The organism is Streptomyces violaceorubidus (assembly GCF_000717995.1).
Taxonomy (GTDB): domain Bacteria; phylum Actinomycetota; class Actinomycetes; order Streptomycetales; family Streptomycetaceae; genus Streptomyces; species Streptomyces violaceorubidus.
In genome coordinates, this window is sequence record NZ_JODM01000030.1 from 69597 (window position 1) to 85131 (window position 15535).

At 73.5% G+C, this 15535-nt stretch carries 15 protein-coding genes and 2 pseudogenes; 6 read left to right on the forward strand and 11 right to left on the reverse strand.

Annotated elements, in window-relative coordinates:
* The first annotated feature begins 87 nt into the window (after positions 1-87).
* Positions 88-975, forward strand: a complete 888-nt coding sequence (locus IE94_RS0128090; RefSeq protein WP_030189670.1) for a CAP domain-containing protein — start codon at positions 88-90, stop codon at positions 973-975.
* Positions 976-1041: 66 nt separating this feature from the next.
* Here the strand turns inward: IE94_RS0128090 and IE94_RS0128095 are convergent, their stop codons facing one another.
* Both IE94_RS0128095 and IE94_RS0128100 read right to left on the reverse strand, forming a co-directional pair.
* A complete protein-coding gene (locus IE94_RS0128095; protein WP_030189674.1) occupies positions 1042-2370 on the reverse strand; it encodes a sensor histidine kinase in 1329 nt (442 codons plus the stop codon).
* On the reverse strand, positions 2367-3056 hold the full coding sequence (locus IE94_RS0128100; RefSeq protein ID WP_030189677.1) for a response regulator transcription factor: 690 nt from the start codon (positions 3054-3056) through the stop codon (positions 2367-2369). Before IE94_RS0128100 ends, IE94_RS0128095 begins: the two co-directional genes overlap by 4 nt.
* Positions 3057-3092: 36 nt before the next feature.
* On the opposite strand from IE94_RS0128100, the gene IE94_RS41280 reads away from it, so the two are divergent.
* Positions 3093-3668, forward strand: coding sequence for a hypothetical protein (locus IE94_RS41280; protein WP_245235327.1), 576 nt, complete (start codon positions 3093-3095; stop codon positions 3666-3668).
* A 114-nt stretch (positions 3669-3782) separates the two neighbouring features.
* Here IE94_RS41280 and IE94_RS0128115 read toward each other — a convergent pair whose 3' ends face one another.
* A complete protein-coding gene (locus tag IE94_RS0128115) occupies positions 3783-5360 on the reverse strand; it encodes an alpha/beta hydrolase (protein WP_051777710.1) in 1578 nt (525 codons plus the stop codon).
* A 93-nt stretch (positions 5361-5453) separates the two neighbouring features.
* On the opposite strand from IE94_RS0128115, the gene IE94_RS0128120 reads away from it, so the two are divergent.
* Entirely contained in the window at positions 5454-6482 is a 1029-nt protein-coding gene (locus IE94_RS0128120; RefSeq protein WP_037923745.1) for a MerR family transcriptional regulator, read from the forward strand.
* On the opposite strand, the gene IE94_RS0128125 is transcribed toward IE94_RS0128120, so the two are convergent.
* From IE94_RS0128125 to IE94_RS0128140, 4 genes are all read right to left on the reverse strand, one after another.
* Positions 6425-6691, reverse strand: a complete 267-nt coding sequence (locus IE94_RS0128125; RefSeq protein ID WP_030189692.1) for a hypothetical protein — start codon at positions 6689-6691, stop codon at positions 6425-6427. The two genes, IE94_RS0128120 and IE94_RS0128125, sit on opposite strands and share 58 nt — an antisense overlap.
* Positions 6692-6789: 98 nt before the next feature.
* On the reverse strand, positions 6790-7791 hold the full coding sequence (locus IE94_RS0128130; protein WP_030189693.1) for an aminoglycoside phosphotransferase family protein: 1002 nt from the start codon (positions 7789-7791) through the stop codon (positions 6790-6792).
* Positions 7792-7906: 115 nt separating this feature from the next.
* A complete protein-coding gene (katG, locus tag IE94_RS0128135) occupies positions 7907-10129 on the reverse strand; it encodes a catalase/peroxidase HPI (protein WP_030189695.1) in 2223 nt (740 codons plus the stop codon).
* A gap of 24 nt (positions 10130-10153) precedes the next feature.
* A complete protein-coding gene (locus tag IE94_RS0128140; protein WP_030189696.1) occupies positions 10154-10609 on the reverse strand; it encodes a Fur family transcriptional regulator in 456 nt (151 codons plus the stop codon).
* Between the two features lie 131 nt (positions 10610-10740).
* Here IE94_RS0128140 and IE94_RS36155 point away from each other — a divergent pair.
* Positions 10741-11625: pseudogene (locus IE94_RS36155) on the forward strand (DUF475 domain-containing protein); the annotation flags it as partial.
* Between the two features lies 1 nt (position 11626).
* The gene (locus tag IE94_RS0128160; protein WP_030189699.1) at positions 11627-12040 is read left to right on the forward strand and encodes a DUF350 domain-containing protein; all 414 of its coding nucleotides are present in this window, start codon (positions 11627-11629) and stop codon (positions 12038-12040) included.
* Positions 12041-12055: 15 nt separating this feature from the next.
* Here IE94_RS0128160 and IE94_RS0128165 read toward each other — a convergent pair whose 3' ends face one another.
* Positions 12056-13489: a WGR domain-containing protein gene (locus tag IE94_RS0128165; protein WP_030189700.1), complete on the reverse strand. Its 1434-nt coding sequence runs from the start codon at positions 13487-13489 to the stop codon at positions 12056-12058.
* A 99-nt stretch (positions 13490-13588) separates the two neighbouring features.
* Between IE94_RS0128165 and IE94_RS0128170 the strand changes: the two are divergent.
* Positions 13589-13858: pseudogene (locus tag IE94_RS0128170) on the forward strand (S8 family serine peptidase); the annotation flags it as partial.
* A gap of 96 nt (positions 13859-13954) precedes the next feature.
* On the opposite strand, the gene IE94_RS0128175 reads toward IE94_RS0128170, so the two are convergent.
* The 3 genes from IE94_RS0128175 to rpmG form a co-directional block, all read right to left on the reverse strand.
* Positions 13955-15028 carry a polyprenyl synthetase family protein gene (locus tag IE94_RS0128175; protein WP_030189702.1) on the reverse strand — a complete coding sequence of 358 codons (1074 nt, stop codon included), beginning with the start codon at positions 15026-15028 and terminating at the stop codon, positions 13955-13957.
* A 157-nt stretch (positions 15029-15185) separates the two neighbouring features.
* Entirely contained in the window at positions 15186-15308 is a 123-nt protein-coding gene (locus IE94_RS0128180) for a ribosomal protein bL36 (protein WP_030189703.1), read from the reverse strand.
* A gap of 43 nt (positions 15309-15351) precedes the next feature.
* Complete coding sequence (gene rpmG, locus IE94_RS0128185) at positions 15352-15516, reverse strand: 50S ribosomal protein L33 (RefSeq protein WP_019330754.1); 165 nt, start codon at positions 15514-15516, stop codon at positions 15352-15354.
* Between the last annotated feature and the right edge of the window lie 19 nt (positions 15517-15535).

Genomic DNA, 15535 nt, shown 5'->3' on the forward strand with positions numbered 1-15535 from the left:
CACCCCCCACGGTCCCGGTGGGCGCGGTCGCGTCCACCGGGTACGGGGGGCTCCGTCAGCCGACCGACAAGCCGAGGTGTCCTGCGCATGGGTTCCCGCCGAGCCGCTCGCCCGTCCCGCTCCCACGCCCGCCCCCGCGGCGGGCTCAGGACCCGCGGCACCGCGCTGGCGCTCGGCGCCCTCACCCTGACCGCGGGCGTCGGTATCACGCTGGCCGTCACCGACGGCGACGACGGCGGGGCCTCGGACCGGGTCACCGCGGACGCGGCCGACCGGGCGCCGAACGCCGAGGACGCGGCGGGCGGTGCGGCACCGCTCGCTTCCACGTCGGCGAGCCCGAGCCCCACGGCGAGTGGTTCGCCGAGCCCGAGCACCGAGCCGAAGAAGAAGCCGAGGCGGACGGCGAGCCCGACGGCCGACCCCACCGAGGCTCCCGCACCGGCCTCGAAGACTCCCGTCAGGGCCACCACGAAGAGCGCCGGTGACGGGTCCGGCGGCGGCAGCGGTTCCGGGGCCGGATCGGGCTCGGGGTCGGGATCGGGCTCCGGGTCGGGCGGCGGGTCGGACTCCGGATCGGGTTCCGGCGCGACGGGCGGGGCCGAGGCGCAGGTCCTCGCGCTGGTGAACGAGGAACGGGCCGCGGCGGGCTGCTCGCCGGTCACCGCGAACGACAGGCTGACCCGGGCCGCCGACGACTACAGCGACGTCATGGCGAGCAGCGGTGTGATGTCCCACACGGGGCCCGACGGCTCCACCATGGCGAGCCGGGTCGAGGCCGCCGGTTACCAGTGGTCGACCCTGGGCGAGAACATAGCCCGGGGCCAGGCGGACGCCGCGTCGGTGATGGACTCCTGGATGAACAGCCCCGGCCACCGGGCGAACATACTCAACTGCTCCTTCAAGGAGCTGGGCGTCGGCGTCCACTTCGGCGACGGCGGCCCCTGGTGGACCCAGGACTTCGGCACCGGCCGCTGACGCCGCTCACCGCCACCCGGCCGCGGCCGTCACCGCTCACCGCCACCCGGCCGCGACTGTCACCGCTCACCGCTCACCGCCGGCGGCCGACCGCGTGTCCGCCAGCGCGAACGACACCGTCACCCGTGCGCCCCCGAGCGGCGCGCGGCTGATCGTCAGTTCGCCGTCGGCCGTGCGGGCCGCCCGGGCCACGATGTCCAGGCCCAGACCGGTGGAACCGCCGACGCTGACGCCCCGGGTGAGGGCCGCCTCGGGATCGGCCACGCCCCCTCCGGCGTCGTCGACCGTGAGGTGCACGTGCCGGTCCCGGCGTTCCACGCGCACGAGGAAGCGGGTGCCCTGCGGGGTGTGCCGGAAGACGTTGCCGATCAGGGCGTCGACGACGGCGGCGAGGTCGTCCTCGGGGAAGGCCACGGGTGTCGGCCGCGGGGTGAGGGAGCGCTCGAACGGACGTTCCTGCTGGGTGGCGAGGACCGACCAGAAGTCCAGGCGCAGGGCGACCACCTCGGCGAGGTCGCACGGTTTCGCCGTACCCGCCCCGGCCCCGGCGAGCTGCGCCGACGCCAACGGGGTGCGCGCCGCCGCGATGATCGAGTCCAGCTCGCGCTCCAGCTGCCCCGCCGCCTCCGTGACCCGCCGCGCGCTCGGCGTCGCGCCCATCCGGTCGGCCTCCAGGTAGAGGGCGGTCAGCGGGGTGCGCAGCCGGTGCGAGAGGTCGGCGACCAGCTCGCGTTCGACGGCGAGCAGGTCGACGACCCGGTCGGCCATGGTGTTGAACGCCACCCCGGCCTCCTGGAGCTCGGGCGGGCCGTCCGGTTCGACCCGTACGCCGAGGTCGCCGGTGCCGAGGGCGAGGGAGGCCCGTTTCAGGCCCCGGGAGGAGCGGACCACCCGGGCGCCGAGCCGGTCGGCGACCAGTACGGAGCCGCCCACCAGGCCGACGGCGAGCAGTGCCATCACGCCCCACGAGGCCGCGACGCCCCGGGTGAGGTCCGCGGCGGGCACGTAGGCCTCGACGACCGCGACCCGGTCGCCCCGCAGGACCACGGGCTGCAGGTAGGCCCAGCCGTCCGCGGTGTCCACGGCGAGCGTCTCACGCCCCCGTACGGCCCGGTCGAGGGCCTCCTCGGGCGCGTGCGGGGTGCCGACGAAGCCGCCGTCGGGCAACCGCACGACCAGTTGGTCGGCGGAGCCGAGTTCCGCGACGGCCTGCTGGACGTCGGCGCGCCGGGTGGTGAGGGCGAGCACCGGGGAGAGGGCGGCGGCGCGCTGCTCGGCGGCGGTGGTGACCCGGTCGCGGGCCTGTTCGCGCACGAGGAGGGCGAGGGGGACGAGGAACGACAGCGCCACCATGGAGGTGACGGCCAGGGCGATCCCGGCCAGGGCCCGTCTCATGGCGCGCTGACCAGCTTGATGCCGATGCCGCGCACCGTGTGGAGGTAGCGGGGCTTGCGCGCCTTCTCCCCCATCTTGCGGCGCAGTGCGGACAGGTGGACGTCCACCGTCTGGTCCTCCACGTACGGCTGCTGCCACACCTCGGCGAGGATCCGCTGTCGCGAGATGACCTGGTCGGCGTTGGCGGCCAGGTAGGCGAGCAGGTCGAACTCGCGGCGGGTGAGGGGCAGCTCGCGGCCGGAGAGGTGGGCGGTGCGTGCCGTGGGGTCGATGCGGAGGTCGGCGACCTGGAGGACGGGCAGCCGCGCGGCCCGGAGCTCGGCGGGCGCGGAGCGGCGCAGCACGGCGCCGAGCCGGGCCGCGAGCTGACCGCCGGAGAAGGGTTTGACCAGGTAGTCGTCGGCCCCGGCGTTGAGCAGCCGGATGATCTCGGTCTCGTCGTCCCGGGCGGTGGCGACCAGCACCGGGACGCGGGATATGCCCCGGATCATCCGCAGCACGTCGAGTCCGTCGAGGTCGGGCAGGCCGAGGTCGAGCACGACGATGTCCGGCGGGCTCTGGGTGATGTCGCGCAGCGCCTCGAAACCCTGGTGAGCGGTCTTCACCGCGTAGCCGTGGCCGGTGAGGACCTCGATCAGCGCGGCCCGGATCACAGGGTCGTCCTCGACGACAAGTACGGAGGCCATGGGCAGGCACGTTAGCCGGTCCGTCACTATGGTGTCGTGTCCCGCCTCCTGCGCTACCTGATCATCTGGCTGTCCTGCACGGCGGCCAGCGTGACGGCTGTCATCATCACCATCCACTTCGTGGTGGGGTCGACCCGGCCGACCGCGCCGGTCGCGCAGACGGCGCCCAAGGAACTGCCGGCCCCGCCCCGTCCGACCGTCTCCAAGACCGTGACGGCCGCTCCCAGCCCGTCACCGACCAGCCGGAAGCCCACCCCGCGGCCGTCCCGCACCAGCGCGCGCCCGCCGGAGCCGACCACGCCCCCCACGCCGACGCCGAGCGCCCGCTCCACCGCCCCGCGACCTCCCGCGGGCGGGGGCGACCCGGGATGCGAGGAGGGCGGGGCGGGCGTGTACACGGTGCCGTCCGAGGGCGGCAAGGCGACCGTGCGGTTCGGCGACGGCGGGGTGTGCCTGATCTCGGCCGTGCCGGACCAGGGCTTCACGGTGAGTACGGAGCAGAGCGCGCCGCAGACCCTCGAGGTGACGTTCACGGCGAGCCGTCACCGCTCGGAGATCACGGCGACGACGCAGCCGCAGAGCCGGGCCGACGTCCGCGAGGTGTCGTGGTGACGGTCACGTCGTGGCGCAGCGGGCTTCGTTCAGGCTGAACGCGGTCGGGGAGGTGTTGGTGCCGCCCTTGTGCGCGGTGAAGCCGAGGGTGACCGTGCCGCCTGCCGCCCGCCGTCACCGTGTCCCGGTCCCTGTCCTGCTCTTGGTCCCGGCCCTGGTCCCGGCCCCGAAGGTGTGGTCCAGCACCGTGCGCACCGCGTGACGTACCGCCGTACGCGATGCGTCGGTGACGTCGATGGTCTCGAAGCCGTGGTGGCCGTGCGGTACGTCGATCACCTCCACGTCCGCCCCGCAGTCCTCGGCCGCGGCCAGGAACTCCTCGACGGTGGCGGCGAGTTCCGGCATCTCCCGTCCCACCCGGGTGAGCACGACGGGCAGGTCACCCGCGTTCGCCAGGGCGCGCGCAGGTCGCAGACGGGTCCCGGACAGTCCCCAGTTCGGCAGGGGCGCCAGCACGGGGTAGGTGGCCGCCAGGCAGCGCAGCCACGCCGGGGGCGCGTCCAGCCAGTCGGCGGCGATCAGGCCCCCGCCGGAGAAGAACCACAGCGCGATCCGGTCCCCGTCCACCCGCGGATCGGCCCGCGCCAGCTCCACGGCGGCGGCCACGTCCGCGGCGGCCCGCTCGTAGTCGCCGAGGTCGTGCAGACGGTGGTCGAGGAGGACGCCCACAGCTCCGTCCCCGGCCACGCACCGTGCGTACCCCGTCAGGGTGGGCCAGTCCCGCGGGGTCGGCCGGGCGTCGGCGGGGACCGGGCCGCCGTGCACGAACACCACCGCGGGCCGGGGCTCCTCGGCGGCGGGCAGATAGAGGTCGACGTTCCCGTGCCGCTCCCTCGGGACCTCGGGCACATCCATCAGGAACGGCCGCAGATGCCCCGGCCCCGCGGCGTCGTCGACCGGCTCCAGCCGGTGCCCCTCGCCCGCCGCGGCCCGCAGCAGTACGTCCGTCAGCTCTCCGGGGCAGGACAGCATCGGCCAGTGGCCGGTGGGGAGTTCGAAGAAGGTCGCCCGGGGATCGGTCAGCGGGCGCAGCGCGGGGTCGCCGAGGCGCACCAGCATCTGGATCAGCTCGATGCTCGTGCCGTTGCCGGTGCACAGCACCCCGGTGGTGGGCACCTGGTCGACGGCGCCGGTCAGCCGCAGCGGCTGCAGCAGGGTGCCCAGGGGCTGCGGCGCGGCGAGGGCGGTGAGCCGGTCCAGCGCGGCGTCGGAGACTCCCGCGGTGCTGCCCCAGTCACGCCACTCGTCGAGCGCCGGGGGCGGCAGCAGCCCCTGGGCCTGGTCCGCCCCACCGGTCCCGGCGGTTCCGGCGAGACGCTCGCGCAGGGACTGGTCGGGTACGGCGGCCAGGGCCGGGACGCCGTCCCGCGCCAGGCCCGAGTCCAGGTGGACGATCCGCTGGACGCGCTCCGCACGCCGGTCGGCGGCACCGACCGCCGGGTGGATGCCGTAGTCGTGGCCGACCAGCACGATCCGCCGGTCCTCGTCCGCGCCCACCGAGTCGACCACCGCGAGCACGTCCGCGATGTGGGTCTCCAGGTCGACTGCGGCGCGATGGGAGGTGCGCGGTCCGTCGAGTCCGGTGAGGGCGACCGTGTGCACCTCGGCGCCCGCCGCGGTCAGGCGCGCGGCGGTGTCCTGCCAGATGTGCGTGCCGGTGAACATGCCCGGCACCAGGATGAACGCGGTCATGGTCTTCTCTCTCCTCCGTCCACGGGGCGGCCCGGCCCGATCGCCGGTCCGCCGTCGCCGGTACGGTAGGAACTCCCCCTGAGGGAGGTTCAAGTGTTCACGTCGAACGACGGCCTGTGCGGCATCGGCGAGCTGGCCGAGGGGGCGGGTGTCACCGTCAAGACGGTCCGCTTCTACTCGGACCGGGGTCTGCTGCCGGAGGCGTCGCGCAGCGCCGGCGGGCACCGGCGGTACGGCCCGGAGGCACTCGACCGGCTGCGGATGATCCGTTCGCTGCGTGCCCTGGGGCTGGGCGTCCCCGAGGTACGGCGGATCCTCGACGAGCGGCACACGGACGGCACGGCGGCCGGTGGCGCACGGGAGGGCGGAGCGCTGGAGGCCGCGGTGGCGGGCCGGCTGCGTGAGGTCGGCTCGGAGCTGAGGGCGTTGCGCTGGCGGGAGGCCGCGCTGCGGCTGGTCCAGGAATCCGCGCCGGGCGAGCAGGCAGACCGGCTGCGGTTGATCGGTGCCGTGTCCGTCCCGCCCAGCACGGCACCACTGGTGCGGTTCTGGCGCGGCTGGCTGCCGGCGCGGATGTCGACCCGGTCGGCCGGCGCCTTCCTGGACGTGGCGGTGCCGCAGCCGCCCGACGATCCCGCTCCCGCCCAGGTCCTGGCCTTCGCCCGTCTCAACGCCCTCGCCCTCGCCCCGTGTCCGGGCACCGCCCGGCCCCAGCCCGAGGCGCACCGGTCCGCCGGGGCGTGGGGAGCCGCCGTGCTGTACGCGGGGCTCGCGGAGGCGTACGAGCTGGCCGGGGCGCACCTGCGCCGGGGCCGGGAGCCGCACCCGAGTGAGGCGCTGGACGGGTTCGTCACCGCGTACGCGGATGCGTACGGGGTGCGGGATACTCCCGGCTTCCGCCGCCGACTGGCCGGACAACTCGCTGCCGATCCCCGCCTGGACGGCTACTGGGAGCTGGTGGCCGAGGTGAACACCGCGCCGGGCGGGCGGCCGGAGCCGACCCCCGGGACGGCGCACGACTGGCTGCTGGCGGCGCTGACCGCTCAGACGGCGGTGGGGCCGGATCAGGGCACGTCGCCCCGCCAGTCGAAGCGGCGGGCGTCGCCCGGCCTCGGGGCGTAGGAGGAGCGGCCGCCCGGGCCGTAGCGGCCTATCTCCGTCGCCAGCGCCACGGCAGCTCCGCGCTCCTGCTCCGTGAGGTCCGTGACGTCCAGCAGCAGGCCGTCCAGGGGGCCGCCCACCAGGTGCGCGTAGCTGCGCCCGGCGCGCGGCCCGGGGCTGTCGTGGTCGGCGCCGTAGACCCTGCCCCGCATGAACTCCACCTCATCCATGTGGTGAAGCCTCGCATCCGCCACTGACAACGGCCCGCGCGCCGGGGACCGGCCGCCGGGTCCGGCCCGCTGGGACCGGCCGCTGGGACCGGCCGCCGCTACACAGGGGGTTCGTCCAGCAGTTCGAGGAGGCAGTGTGCGCCTGCCGCGCCCGTCGCGGCACCCGCGCCGCCGGACGCGGCGGGGAAGAGCCTGCCGTAGGCGGCGGCGCGGTGCAGGGCGCTGAGCCGCCAGGCGAGGCTCACCGCGCGCCGCAGCTGTGCGGGCGTACGGCCGTCGCCCGTCCAGGGTTCCAGGTAGGCGTCGCGCAGGCGCGGCAGTACCCGCGTTCCATGGAGCTCGGCCGCCCGGCGGGCGGGGACGGCGAGGCTGGAGAAGGGGTGGGCGACGACGGCGTCGCCCCAGTCGAAGAAGGTGAACCGGCCGGGCGCGGGCCAGAAGAGCTGGCCGTCGTGCAGGTCCGCGTGGTCGAGGGAGTCCGGGACGCCCAGGGCCGCGAGCTCCGCGCACCAGTGGGGCAGTCGGGGGCGCAGTTCCCGCAGCGCGAGCCGGTGGCGCCGGGGCAGCGGGGTCTGGTCGAGCCGGTCGAGCACGCCGGGCAGCGCGCCCACGGGCACGGCGGGCACCCCGAGGCGTTCGATGTCGCCCGCGCGCGAGGTCAGGGCGTGCTGCATGGCCGCGTACTGGCGCAGGAGTTCCTCCCACGCGCCGGGAGTGACCGTCTCCCGTGCCAGGACGTCCCGGAAGAGCGGCCCGCCGTCCGGCAGCAGCGACCAGCCCCGGCCGGTGTCCACCGCCAGCGGCTCCAGCACGTGCCCGGGGACCCAGCGGGCCAGCGCCGCGGTCAGCGCGCCCTCGAAGGCACTGGCGGGCGGGTTCGCCTTGAACCAGACGATGTCGCCTCCCCCGACGCACAGCCGCAGCAGGACGGACCAGGGCCGCAGCCGCACCCGCCACGGTCCCGTCGGCCGCAGGCCGTGGGCGGCCAGCCGGGCCTCGATCCAGCCGATGGCCTCGGTGCGCCAGGCCGGTTCCTCCCAGGGGGTGACGGTGTCCTGGTACCGCCCCCGGTCCACGGTCACCGGCGCGTCACTGAGCATCAGGCCATCCCAGCACCGTGCGCCGGGCCCGGCCACCGGATTTCGCCCCGCCCGGAGCCCGTACCAAGACCTGTACCGGGGGCTCTGGGACAGGCCCCCGGTGCGGGTGAGTGGATCAGGCCAGGTCGAAGCGGTCGAGGTTCATGACCTTGACCCAGGCGGCGACGAAGTCGTGCACGAACTTCTCCTTGGCGTCGTCGCTCGCGTAGACCTCGGCGAGCGCCCGCAGCTCGGAGTTCGAGCCGAACACCAGGTCGGCGCGGCTGCCGGCCCACTTGACCTCGCCCGTGGCGGCGTCGCGGCCCTCGAAGGTGGTCCGGTCCTCGGACGTCGCCTTCCACTCGGTGCCCAGGTCGAGCAGGTTGACGAAGAAGTCGTTGGTCAGCGAGCCGGGCGTCCGGGTGAACACGCCGAGCTGGGACTGCTGATGGCCCGCACCCAGCACGCGCAGACCGCCGACCAGGACGGTCATCTCGGGTGCGCTCAGGGTGAGCAGGTTCGCCCGGTCCAGGAGCAGGTACTCGGCCGGCAGCCGGTTGCCCTTGCCGAGGTAGTTGCGGAAACCGTCGGCGGTCGGTTCGAGGGCCTCGAACGACTCGGCGTCGGTGTGCTCCTCCGTCGCGTCCACGCGGCCCGCGGCGAAGGGGACCTCGACGGGGAATCCGGCTTCCTTGGCCGCCTTCTCCACGGCCGCGGAGCCGCCGAGGACGATCAGGTCGGCCAGGGAGACCTTCTTCGCGCCCGAACCGGAGTTGAACTCCCGCTGGACGCCTTCCAGGACGCGCAGCACCTGCGCCAGCTCGTCCGGCTCGTTGACCTCCCAGCCGCGCTGCGGCTCGAGGCGGATGCGGGCGCCGTTGGCGCCGCCGCGCTTGTCGCTGCCGCGGAAGGTGGACGCCGAGGCCCAGGCGGTGGTGACCAGCTGTGCCACGGACAGGCCGGACTCGAGGAGCTTGGTCTTCAGGGTCGCGACGTCCTCGGCGTCGACGGGCGCGCCCTCGGGCTCGGGCAGCGGGTCCTGCCAGAGCAGGGTCTCCTCGGGGACCTCCGGGCCGAGGTACAGGGACTTCGGGCCCATGTCACGGTGGGTCAGCTTGAACCAGGCGCGGGCGAAGGCGTCGGCGAATTCCTCCGGGTTCTCGTAGAACCGGCGGGAGATCGGCCCGTAGACCGGGTCGAGGCGCAGCGACAGGTCGGTGGTGAGCATCCTCGGGCGGTGCCTCTTCGCCGGGTCGTGCGCGTCGGGGATGATCTCGGGGGCGTCCTTGGCCACCCACTGGTGGGCGCCGGCCGGGCTCTGCTCCAGCTCGTACTCGTACTCGAAGAGGTTCTTGAAGAAGCCGTTGCCCCACCGGGTGGGCGTGCTGGTCCAGGTGACCTCCAGGCCGGAGGTGATGGCGTCGCCGCCCTTGCCCGTGCCGTGGGTGCTCTTCCAGCCGAGGCCCTGCTGCTCCATGGCGGCGGCCTCGGGGTCGTCGCCGACGGCGTCTGCCGGACCGGCACCGTGGGTCTTGCCGAAGGTGTGTCCGCCGGCGATGAGCGCGACGGTCTCCTCGTCGTTCATCGCCATGCGGCGGAACGTCTCACGGATGTCGCGGGCGGCGGCGATCGGGTCCGGGTTGCCGTTCGGGCCTTCCGGGTTGACGTAGATCAGACCCATCTGGACGGCGCCGAGCGGGTTCTCCAGCTCGCGGTCGCCGGTGTAGCGCCGGTCGTCGAGCCAGGTGGTCTCGGGGCCCCAGTAGACGTCCTCCTCGGCCTCCCAGACGTCGGCGCGGCCGCCGGCGAAGCCGAAGGTCTCCAGGCCCATCGTCTCCAGCGCGACGTTGCCGGTGAGGACGAGCAGGTCGGCCCAGGAGAGGTTCTGGCCGTACTTCTTCTTGACCGGCCACAGCAGGCGGCGGGCCTTGTCGAGGTTGCCGTTGTCCGGCCAGCTGTTGAGCGGGGCGAAGCGCTGCTGTCCGGCGCCCGCGCCGCCGCGGCCGTCGCTGATGCGGTAGGTGCCCGCGCTGTGCCAGGCCATCCGGATCATCAGCGGGCCGTAGTGGCCGAAGTCGGCGGGCCACCAGTCCTGCGAGGTGGTCAGCACCTCGGCGATGTCGCGTTTCACGGCCGGCAGGTCGAGGGAGTCGAAGGCCGCGGCGTAGTCGAACCCGTCGCCGAGCGGGTTGGCGACGGCGGGGTTCTTGGCGAGGATCCTGAGGTTGAGCCGCTCCGGCCACCACTGACGGTTTCCGCCGCCCTGCGTGGGGTGCGGGGCGCGTTGGTGGGCGACCGGGCAGCCACCCGTCTCCTCGGCCTTCGCGTCGGTCACGATGGCGTCGTGGTTCTCGGACATGGGAATCCTTCCGAACGGGGCGGATCAGGGTGCTGGAGAACTGCCGGGGGTGGAGCAGTCGGGGCACAGGCCCCGGTAGATGACCTCGGCCTCGTCTATCACGAACCCGCGGTCGTCGGAGGCGGTCAGGCAGGGCGCGTCGCCGACGGCGCAGTCGACGTCGGCGATCGCGCCGCAGGTCCGGCACAGGACGTGGTGGTGGTTGTCACCGACCCGTCCCTCGAACCGCGCCGGTCCGCCGGGCGGTTCGATGCGGCGCACGAGCCGTGCCGCGGTGAGGGCGTGCAGGGCGTCGTACACGGCCTGCAGGGAGACGTGTCCCACGCGCCGGCGCACCCCGGACCTGAGGGCTTCGGCGTCGAGGTGGTCCCCCGCCCGTACGGTCTCCAGCAGCGCGACCCGGGCGGCGGTCACCCGCAGTCCCGCCCGGCGCAGCTCCTCTGCGGTGGCCGGATTCCGGAAGTGCCGGGATGCCGTCATGGCGGCGAACCTACTCCCTGAGACACGAACCACTCAAGGAAACGAACGACTCCAGCGTGGTAAACAACGTGCGTGGTGGGCACTGGCATGGGATGCCGCCCCGTACAGCGCGACGACAGGAATGAGTGCCGGTGCTTGTCAGGACGTTCCGCTGGGCCTTCGCCGTCACGGCCCTCGGCCTGGTGGCGGGTGTGTTCTACGACGGTTGGACCGCCCTCGGCATCGTGGCGATCCTGTCGGTCCTGGAGGTCTCGCTCTCCTTCGACAACGCGGTGATCAACGCCGGGATCCTGAAGAAGATGAACGTCTTCTGGCAGCGGATCTTCCTCACGGTCGGCATCGTGATCGCGGTGTTCGGGATGCGGCTGGTCTTCCCGGTGGTGATCGTGGCGATCAGTGCCCGGCTGAGTCCCTGGAACGCGGTGCACCTGGCGCTCACCGACAAGGACCGCTACCAGGAGCTGGTGACGGACGCCCATCCGTCGATCGCGGCCTTCGGCGGCATGTTCCTGATGATGATCTTCCTGGACTTCGTGTTCGAGGACCGGGAGATCAAGTGGCTGGAGTGGCTGGAGCGTCCGCTGGCGCGGCTCGGCAGGGTGGACATGCTGTCGGTCTGCATCGCCCTGATCGTGCTGCTGGTCTCGGCGACCACCTTCGGCGCCCACGCCCACCAGCACGGTGGCACGCATGCCGACAAGGCGCAGACGGTGCTGCTGGCGGGCGTCGCCGGTCTGATCACCTATCTGGTCGTCGGCGGCCTCTCCGGCTTCTTCGAGCAACGGCTGGAGGACGAGGAGGAGCGCGAGCAGGAGGCGGAGAAGGACGCGGAACGGGCGGGGAGGCCGTCCGGGTCCCCCGTCCGGCTGGCGGGCAAGGCGGCGTTCTTCATGTTCCTCTACCTGGAGGTGCTGGACGCCTCCTTCTCCTTCGACGGGGTCATCGGCGCCTTCGCCATCACCAACGACATCGTCCTGATGGCCCTCGGCCTCGGCATCGGCGCCATGTACGAGCGACATCGTCAACGGACTCGGCCGGGCCGCCGCATACGGCGGGCTGGGGCTGGTCCTCCTGGTCCTCGGCATCGTCCTCGTGGACGTGCTGACGCCCGGAAAGCTCGGCCGGCAGATCTGGGAGCAGCGCAACCGCAACGCCGCCCTGGTGCTCAGCTCGGCGCTGCTGGGCATCGGCGGCATCGTCTTCACCTCCATATGGACGACGTACGAGGACTTCGGCAAGGGCCTGGTCTCCACGGCCGTCTTCGGGCTGCTGGGCCTGGTGATGATGGCGGTGGCCTTCCTGGTGGTCGACCTGATCACCCCGGGGCGGCTGGGCGCGACGCTGGTGGAGCCGGAGCCGCACCCGGCCGTGTGGGTGACGGCGTCCTGCAACCTCGCCGTCTCCGCCGTCATCGCGGCCTCGATCGCCTGACGCCGCCCGGCACCGTCACCGCAGACGCCTGATGTCACCCCGCACCCGGTAGAAGCCGCCCGACGCGGCGTGCAGCGCGTCGACCACGTAGCGCGCGCCCGGTTCCCGGATCGCCCTCGGGAACTGGACGTTCCACGACCGGTCGTACCCTTCCGTCACCACGTGGATCCGGGTGCGGCCGTTGTCCTGGACGCATTCGACCACGACGGAGCCCGCGGGCGCCGCGGTCACGGTCGTCACGGCGGCCGCGGCGGTGGCGGGCTCGTACGTCGGCAGGGTGGCCGCGAGCTTCACGTCGCGGGCGACGGGCACCGAGCCCTGCTGCGCGGCCGTGACCGCCGCCTCTCCGGCGTCCACGCACACCAGGGAACCGTCGGTGGTGACGAGGAAGAGCCGCTCGTCGCGGTACTGCATGGACAGGGCGGAGCCACCTCCCGTGCCCAGCTTCCACAGCCGGGTGCCGTCCCGGTCGAAGCAGTACACCGAGGACGCGGAGTCGCCGGCGAAGACGAACCGGCCACCGGGAGAGGTGGCGCACGAGTACACCGGGCTGTCGCAGTGGTACGTCGCCTCGACGGCACCGGTGGCCTTGGACAGCCGCTGGACCGTGTGCCGCGCGGTGCCCGCGTAGACCGCGTCGTCCTCCTGCCAGCCGAAGAGCACGGCGCCCTGGGTGGGTGTGTGCCACAACTCGGCGCCGCCGTCCGGGGAGTGGGCGGTCACGCCGCGGGTGTGCCCGTGGTAGACGGCCCGGTCGTCGGCGCGCACCATCCAGGCGTGCTCACCGCGTCCGCCACGCGACCACTGGTGTTCGTCCTCGTGGTCGATCACGGTGAGCCGGCCGGCTCGGTCCGCGACGTTCAGCACGCCCTCGTGGATGTCGAGCCAGAAGATGTCCACGTCGGCCGCGATGTCGTAGGCGGCGAAGGGCAGTTTGGACGACAGGTCGTAGACCCGGCCGTCGTCGCAGCCGGCGTAGATCCAGAAGTCGTCGGCGACCAGGCACTTGACGCCGTCCGGCAGCTGGTAGCGGGCGAGGACCTCGCCGCCGTGGGCGAGGGTGTAGACGTCGCCCGCCTGGTTGCCCACCCAGCACCTGTCCTCGTCGATGTGGATGCCGAAGGCCGCCGAGCCGGTGCGGAACCGCCACAGGACCGGTGCGACCGCGCGAGCCGTCGACGGCGCGGAGGCCACCTGCCGGCGGGTGACCGCGCGGGGCGCGCGCTGTCCCTGCACGGCCGGTTCGTAGCCCTTGCGCACCTTCTCGCCTATCTTCCTGGCCGCCGCGGCCTCGGCCTTCTGGACGGTGGGGAAGGTCGACGTCTGGGTCTGTCCCGCCGCGCCGATCCGGCCGTAGCGCACCGTCACGACCTGCCCCTGGACGGTGACTTCGTAGAACTTGTGCGTGCTCCCGTCGTCCTGCGACAGCTCCAGGTACGTCCTCGACATGGCAGACCTCTCCCCGGCCGGTCCCGCGGCGTTTCCACGGGTCCCACTGCCCGAAACCGTAAGGGCGGCCACTGACAACGGCCGCGCCGGGACCGTCCGTACTCCCCACACGGTTCCGTGCTGGACCTGTTCGCGCCCGGCTCGTCGATCACGGCGGGGTGGCACACCAGCGACACGGCCACCAACACCATCTCGGGCACCTCGATGGCGACCCCGCACGTCGCGGGAGCGGCGGCCGTCCACCTGGCCGGCCACACCTCGGCCACCCCGGCCCAGGTGGACACCGCCCTGGTGAACGGCGCGACCACCGGCAAGGTGACCGCCCCCGGCACGGGCTCGCCCAACCGCCTGCTGAGGCTCGTACCGTGACCGCATCACCGTGCGGTCGTGCGACGACGTGAGTGTGTGACCTGTGCTCCGGGGACGTACACCCCGGAGCACAGCGGTGCTGTCCCCCCGGACCGGTCAGGCGGTGCGTTCGACGCTCCAGAGCGGCACCCGTGCGAAGAAGTCGACGGCCTCCGCCCGCCACCGGCCGCGCCAGCCCTCGGCCACCCGGCGGGCGGCTTCGGCGTGGCCCCGCATGTCCGCCTCCAACAGGGCGTCCACACCGTGCCGTTCGGCGATGTCCCGGATCTCGGCGACGGTCTGCGGCGGGCAGGAGCGGTCGCCGAGGGCGGCCTCGACCGTCACGCGTTCCGGGCCGGTCACGGCGGCCAGCAGGCGCGTGACGGCGTAGCTGCGCCTGCCCTCGCGGAGGTCGCCCCCGGCCGGCTTGCCCGTGTTCTCCTCGGCGCCGAACAGGTCCAGCCAGTCGTCCCGCATCTGCCCGCAGATGCCGACCAGCCGGGCGTAGCGGCGCAGCTCGTCCTCGTGGGCGTCCGGTTCGGCACCCGCCGCCAGGAGCCCCAGGCGCATCGGTGCGAGCACGGAGTAGCGGGCGGTCTTGTGGTCGGCGACGTCGTGCAGCGCTTCGGCGTCCGGTACCGGGTCGGCGAAGTCCCGCTCCAGGTCGAGGATCTGTCCCACGAAGGTGTCGGCGGCGGCCCGCGTCTGGACCTCGACCATGGCCTGCCGCACCCCGACCGGCAGCCCCGCGTCCAGCAGCACCCGCAGACTCAGGGCGAGCGCGAGGTCGCCCGCGAGCACGGTGAGGCCGAGTGCCGTTCGCGGATGTCCGGGGAAGCGCTCCCGGTAGGCGTAGTAGGTGGTGGGGCCGCCGCGCCGGGTGGCGCTGTCGTCGATGAGGTCGTCGTGCACCAGGCCGTGGGTCTGCAGGAGTTCGACGCTCAGCGCGGCGGCGTCCAGCCCCTCGACCGGTTCGGCGGTCACCAGGCGCGCGGCCTCGTGCAGCAGCACGACCCGCATCCGCTTGCCGCCGCGCAGCGAGAGGTCGCGCAGCAGGCCGACGCAGTCCGGGGTGAAACGGCTGAAGGAGGGGGCGTCCAAGGTCGCGCCCAGGGTGTCGAAGTACTCCGCGAAGAGCCTGTTGAACCGGCGCTCGATCCGGGCGACACGGTCCAGCGGCTGCTCGGTCATGGCGAAGTCCTCCTGATGCCTGAAGCGGGTGGCGCGTCCACGCGTCCAGCAGTGTGCCAGGGGGGCGCGGGACGTCGGCGGCGCGGGCCGCCCCGGCCGGACAGGCCGCGGCCCGGCTCCGCCGATCGCGGGGCCGGGCCGCGGCACGCTCGCCCGCTCAGCCCTGGCGGGCCTTGGAACGCGGGTCCTTCTTGTTGATCACATGGGTCACACCGCGGCGGCGCACCACCTGCGCCCCGGGCCTGGCCTTGAGTGAGCGCAGCGACTTACGCACCTTCATGGGTCTCTCCTCGCTCGGACGTGCCGTCGTGCCGTCGCGTCGATCAGCGTTCCTCGCGGAACGGCACGTGCTCCCCCGCCACCGGGTCGTACTTGCGCAGCACGAGACGGTCGGGGTCGTTGAGCCGGTTCTTGCGCGTCACATAGGTGACGCCGGTCCCCGCCGTCGACTTCAGCCGGACGACCGGGCGTGCGGTACTGCGTGCCATGGGTGCTCCTTCCGACCTC

Bases quoted from the DNA above. Each gene is read 5' to 3' on its own strand.
- IE94_RS0128090 (WP_030189670.1), top strand. From the start codon at position 88: ATGGGTTCCCGCCGAGCCGCTCGCCCGTCCCGCTCCCACGCCCGCCCC.
- IE94_RS0128095 (WP_030189674.1), bottom strand. From the start codon at position 2,370: ATGAGACGGGCCCTGGCCGGGATCGCCCTGGCCGTCACCTCCATGGTG.
- IE94_RS0128100 (WP_030189677.1), bottom strand. From the start codon at position 3,056: ATGGCCTCCGTACTTGTCGTCGAGGACGACCCTGTGATCCGGGCCGCG.
- IE94_RS0128115 (WP_051777710.1), bottom strand. From the start codon at position 5,360: ATGACCGCGTTCATCCTGGTGCCGGGCATGTTCACCGGCACGCACATC.
- IE94_RS0128125 (WP_030189692.1), bottom strand. From the start codon at position 6,691: ATGGATGAGGTGGAGTTCATGCGGGGCAGGGTCTACGGCGCCGACCAC.
- IE94_RS0128130 (WP_030189693.1), bottom strand. From the start codon at position 7,791: ATGCTCAGTGACGCGCCGGTGACCGTGGACCGGGGGCGGTACCAGGAC.
- katG (WP_030189695.1), bottom strand. From the start codon at position 10,129: ATGTCCGAGAACCACGACGCCATCGTGACCGACGCGAAGGCCGAGGAG.
- IE94_RS0128140 (WP_030189696.1), bottom strand. From the start codon at position 10,609: ATGACGGCATCCCGGCACTTCCGGAATCCGGCCACCGCAGAGGAGCTG.
- IE94_RS0128165 (WP_030189700.1), bottom strand. From the start codon at position 13,489: ATGTCGAGGACGTACCTGGAGCTGTCGCAGGACGACGGGAGCACGCAC.
- IE94_RS0128175 (WP_030189702.1), bottom strand. From the start codon at position 15,028: ATGACCGAGCAGCCGCTGGACCGTGTCGCCCGGATCGAGCGCCGGTTC.
- IE94_RS0128180 (WP_030189703.1), bottom strand. From the start codon at position 15,308: ATGAAGGTGCGTAAGTCGCTGCGCTCACTCAAGGCCAGGCCCGGGGCG.
- rpmG (WP_019330754.1), bottom strand. From the start codon at position 15,516: ATGGCACGCAGTACCGCACGCCCGGTCGTCCGGCTGAAGTCGACGGCG.